This is a genomic window from uncultured Campylobacter sp. (genome assembly GCF_937890585.1).
Lineage (GTDB): Bacteria > Campylobacterota > Campylobacteria > Campylobacterales > Campylobacteraceae > Campylobacter_A.
The window spans coordinates 1-5,228 of the sequence record NZ_CALACG010000185.1; the positions used below are offsets into that span (position 1 = coordinate 1).

The following is a 5,228-nucleotide window of genomic DNA, read 5'->3' on the forward strand; positions in this document are numbered from 1 at the left end:
AATATAAACTTTGCTTCAACAAATTTTAAAAAGATTACCTTTAAAAAGTGTACTTTTAAATCAGATATAAATATAAAGAATGCTAAATTTCAAAAATTTACCTTTATAAAGTGCAATGTTTTTGGTGATTTTATAGCTAACGACTGCACTTTTAAAAATGCAAATTTTAAAAATAATAAATTTGACGGCTTCACTAATTTTAAAAATACTATTTTTAAAGACAATGCCTACTTTAACAATTCCGAGTTTAAGAAATTTACAGATTTTCACGAGTGCGAATTTAAAAAATTAGCTTCCTTTTATGGAGTAAGATTGCATAAAACGCCAAATTTTAGCAGTGCAAATTTCGTAGAAAAGCCGATTTTAATTAATATGAAATTTGATTCACATAGTTTTAGTAGTATAAAACAAGATTGCGATGATGAAATAAAAAGGAGACTTGAAAACAATAAAGAAGCCACCGAAGCAGAAATTTATCAAAAAGTATATTCTGATTTTAGAAACTCATTTTCTATATTAAAACACACATTAAATCAAAATGGGAATTTAATAGATGCAAGCAACCATCACAAAGCAGAGCTTTATTGTAAGGAAATGGAGCTGGAATACACATTGGCGGATAGTAAAAACCAAATAACGCAGAAAGATAAGCAGTCAAAATCTTTGAAAAAGGTAAAAAAAGAAAAAATCAATATAATTCTTTTTTTAAAATTTTTATTTTCTATACTAAAAAATACCGTTGTACTTTTATTTAAAGCTATCATTAATACAATAATATTTATAGAATGTATTTTTGTGTCCCCAGTATTTCTTGTATCATACTTATCATGTAGTTTTATCTTTATGCTTAATGATTTACTAAATTATTTGTTTTCAGTAGAAAAATGTCACTGGAAAAGACAAATTTCTTCTTGGTGGTATAAAATTAATTCAAAAAATATAATTGATTTTACTAAATGGTTTGAATATATGAGTTTGCTTGTATATCGAAATACAAGCGATCATCATACAAATTTAAATAAAATTTTTCACTTTACATTGTTAATGATTGCAAGTTATAGCACATATTTATTCTGTATTAATGGAATTAATTATTGGGTCATATATAATAAAGTTGATTTAGTATATGATGTTTTAAATATTTTATTAATTACTGTTCCAATAATTATTCTAGCACAAAATGATAAAAAAATAAGTCAGCTAAATATTAATATAGCTATATTCTTATATATTGTGTTCGCAATAGCTGACTTTGCTACACAAAAAATATCGTATGTAACTTTTGGTGTTTTGTTGTATATTTTATTTTTAGGTTTTTTATATTGTACTTTTATAAAAGTCGGAAAAATAGTGACTAAATTTATAAGATTTTTTAGTTATCTTGGTTTTATATTGACATTATTGATTTGTCCAGAAATAATAAACCCAACTTTAAATATATTTAATAAAGAGAATATAGAAAACAAAAATTTAATAGAAAAGCTTAGCAGAATAGATTATAGCGATTTAGCAAATTTAACAAGACTATCATTTGGATATTATAATATTGATACAAACATAACTTTTTTAGAAAGTAATATAGTAAACCAAAGAGAACTTATTATAACTAACAAAGCAACATTAGAGAATGTTTTAGGTATTTTGTTTCAAAAAAATGAAAAAAAGGAATTGAATAAAATCCTAAAAAATCTTCATAATAAAGATGATTTAAATACAACACTAAAAGAACCTAAAAATAGAAGTATTGCACTAGATTTGATTTTTGCGGCAGATAAAGTATATAAACGTGGTCTTTATGATATGGAGATAAGCGATAAATTTAGATTAAGATTTGGTCTTGCTGACGAAAAAGAGATCCAAAAAGAAATAGATTTGATTATTGGTAATCTTGCAAGGATTGAGGAGGTATTGCAAAAACTAGCCCCTATTGTAGAAAAACAAAAAATTTATCTTGATATCTATAATGCGATAAGATTAGATAAAATAAATTCGCAAACATACAAATCAACATATATTTTATACGTTATTGTTATGATTTTATGTTTATATTCATTAGCAAAAACATCACGCAAAAATTCAATAGTATCATAGTTGCAAGAGTTGTAATTGCTTATTGGTAAAAAATAAGAATATTCTAAGTAGTTTAAAAACAACCGTTAGATACAATTATAACAATTATAAAAAAGAAAGAGAGCAAATGAAAGTAGTAAAACGCAACGGCAGAACAGAAGAGCTTGATATCAGCAAGATCAAAAAATACACAAACGAAGCGGTTCTAGGGCTTAGCAACGTAAGCCTTAGCGAGCTTGAGGTAGACGCGAAAATTCAGTTTAGAGATATGATAACGACTGAGGAAATTCAGCAAACTCTTATAAAAACAGCAGTTGATAAGATCGACATCGACCGCCCAAACTGGACATTTGTCGCTGCGAGGCTATTTTTGTTCGACCTTTATCACAAAGTGACTGGCTTTAACGGCTACAACCACCTAAAAGACTACCTCGCAAAGGGCGAAAAGGTAGGTCGCATCATCCCTGGACTAAAAGAGAAGTACGACTTAGAGGATCTAAACGCCTACATCAAGCCTGAGCGCGACTTGCAGTTTGCATACCTTGGTATCAAGACGCTTTATGACCGCTACCTCATCAAAGACAAGAGCGGTATGCCGATCGAGCTGCCACAGCATATGTTTATGGCGATCGCGATGTTTCTTGCACAAAACGAGCTAGACAGCCAAGGCTGGGCTAAGAAATTTTACGACCTCATCTCTAAATTTGAAGTGATGCTAGCCACCCCAACGCTCTCAAACGCAAGGACTACACGCCACCAGCTAAGCAGCTGTTACGTAGGCAGCACGCCTGATAATATCGAGGGCATTTTTGATAGCTACAAAGAGATGGCGCTACTTTCAAAATTTGGCGGCGGTATTGGCTGGGACTGGAGCAAGGTGCGTGCGATGGGCGGCAGTATCGACGGACACAAAAACGCAGCTGGCGGTATCATACCATTTTTAAAAGTGACAAACGACATCGCAGTAGCGGTCGATCAGCTAGGCACTAGAAAGGGCGCGATAGCCGTTTACGTCGAGCCTTGGCACATGGACGTGAGCGATTTTCTCGATCTTCGTAAAAACTCAGGCGAAGAGAGACGCCGTGCGCACGAGCTTTTCCCTGCACTTTGGATAAACGACCTATTTATGAAGCGTGTCAAAGAAAATGGCCGCTGGAGCCTCTTTGATCCAGCTCAAGTAAGCGACCTTTGCGACCTTTACGGCGAGGAGTTTGAGAAGAGATATTTGGAGTATGAAAACGACGAAAATATCCAGAAAAACACCATCCTTGCAAAAGAGCTTTGGAAGAAAATTTTAACTAGCTATTTTGAAACGGGCATGCCATTTTTGTGCTTTAAAGATAACGCCAACAAAGCAAATCCAAACGACCACGAGGGCATCATCAGAAGCTCAAATTTATGCACCGAAATTTTCCAAAACACAGCGCCAAACTACTATAAGATCAAGATCACTTATGAAGATGGCGGCGAGGAGCTATTTGACGAAGAGGAAGACGTCACGGTCGATAGTGGCATAACTAAAAAAGCCAAAAAACTTAGCGCACTTGATAGCCTAAAAGGCAAGCAAATTTTCATCGTAGAAAAAGAGAGCATCGAGGGCAAAACGGCAGTTTGCAACCTTGCAAGTATAAATTTAAGCAAGATAAACAGCAAAGAGGACATCGAGCGTGTCGTGCCGATAGCTATTAGAATGCTTGATAACGTTATAGACCTAAATTTCTACCCACACAAAAAGGTAAAACACACAAACCTATCATCTCGCTCGATCGGCCTTGGCGTCATGGGCGAGGCGCAAATGCTAGCTGAGAAAAACGTAAAATGGGGCAGCTATGAGCATTTGGCGCTGATTGACAGCATAATGGAAAATATAAGCTTCAACGCCATCTACGCTAGCTCAAATTTAGCCGTAGAAAAGGGCATCTATCCAAAATTTGAAGGCTCAAAATGGAGCAAAGGCATCATGCCGATAGACACTGCAAACGAGAACGCAAAGGCTCTTTTAAACGACAAAGGTGGGCTATTTGACGAAAATGTCTGCGACTGGGACAAGCTAAGAGAGAAGGTCAAGCGTGACGGCATGAGAAATGGCTACCTAATGGCGATCGCTCCAACTAGCTCGATCTCGATCCTTGTTGGCACCACTCAGACCATCGAGCCAGTCTATAAACGCAAGTGGTTCGAACACAACCTAAGCGGTATGATCCCAAATGTTGTGCCAAATTTAAGCCCTGATACTTGGCAGTTTTACACGCCAGCTTATGAGCTTGATCAAAGGATACTTATAAAAGCAGGTGCGATCCGCCAAAAATGGATCGATCAAGGTCAAAGTCTAAATATATTTATGAGCTTAGATAAGGCAAGTGGCGGATATCTAAGCGAAATTTACACGCTTGCATGGGAGCTTGGACTAAAATCAACCTATTATCTACGCTCTGAGTCACCAGACAGCGAAAAGCTAAACGACGTGGCCGACCGCTCGATCGAATGCGAGGGTTGTCAGTAGTTAAATTTAAGAGAGAAATTTCTCTCTTAAATTTTTTAAATTGTCTATTAAATTTATAAATTTACGGAAGTGTCACAAAACTCAATTTTATACCAAGCTCATCTGCTAGTTTGCTTAGCTTCTCGCTCTTTTCTATTCCTGCTGATATACAAAACTGCATACCATTTACGTTACGCTCTTTTAGTCTCGTAAAGACATTTGACATGAGTGACTCCGTTTTCATCCCACTTTCGCCGTAGATGACAAAGGCATCCACACCTTCTTGTATTTTATCCGTTAGATTGTTGTAAAAACCTCCGTCGTTGTTTGAAACACTAGTTGTTGCGCTAGCTATTGCGTCAGCAAGAAAGCCACGACTTGGTACTAGCATAATGACTGTACTATCTGATTTTAGGGCGCATTTTGCAAAGCTTTTCATCATGCCATCTTCGGGTGATTTTACGCCGTTGGATGATGCACAGCCAGCCAAAAGTAGACCTATGGCGAGCGTTGTGATTTTTTTCATTGAAACTCCTTTTTTTGAAAATCGACTAATATTAACATAAATTAAATAAAGATCTATATGGAAGAAAAATTTAAATCTACTATTTTAAAAACTAAAATTAAAATAATTATTTAAGTAAAATAATTAAAATTTAACTTAAAATACTTATAT

At 34.8% G+C, this 5,228-nt stretch carries 3 protein-coding genes; 2 read left to right on the forward strand and 1 reads right to left on the reverse strand.

Annotated elements, in window-relative coordinates:
- A partial coding sequence (locus Q0296_RS05425; RefSeq protein ID WP_298037670.1) for a pentapeptide repeat-containing protein occupies nucleotides 1-2,091 on the forward strand: 2,091 nt, incomplete at its 5' end.
- Nucleotides 2,092-2,197: 106 nt separating this feature from the next.
- Entirely contained in the window at nucleotides 2,198-4,573 is a 2,376-nt protein-coding gene (locus Q0296_RS05430; RefSeq protein WP_298037673.1) for a ribonucleoside-diphosphate reductase subunit alpha, read from the forward strand.
- 61 nt (nucleotides 4,574-4,634) lie between these two features.
- On the opposite strand, the gene Q0296_RS05435 is transcribed toward Q0296_RS05430, so the two are convergent.
- Nucleotides 4,635-5,078: a hypothetical protein gene (locus tag Q0296_RS05435; RefSeq protein ID WP_103632757.1), complete on the reverse strand. Its 444-nt coding sequence runs from the start codon at nucleotides 5,076-5,078 to the stop codon at nucleotides 4,635-4,637.
- Nucleotides 5,079-5,228: the final 150 nt, after the last annotated feature.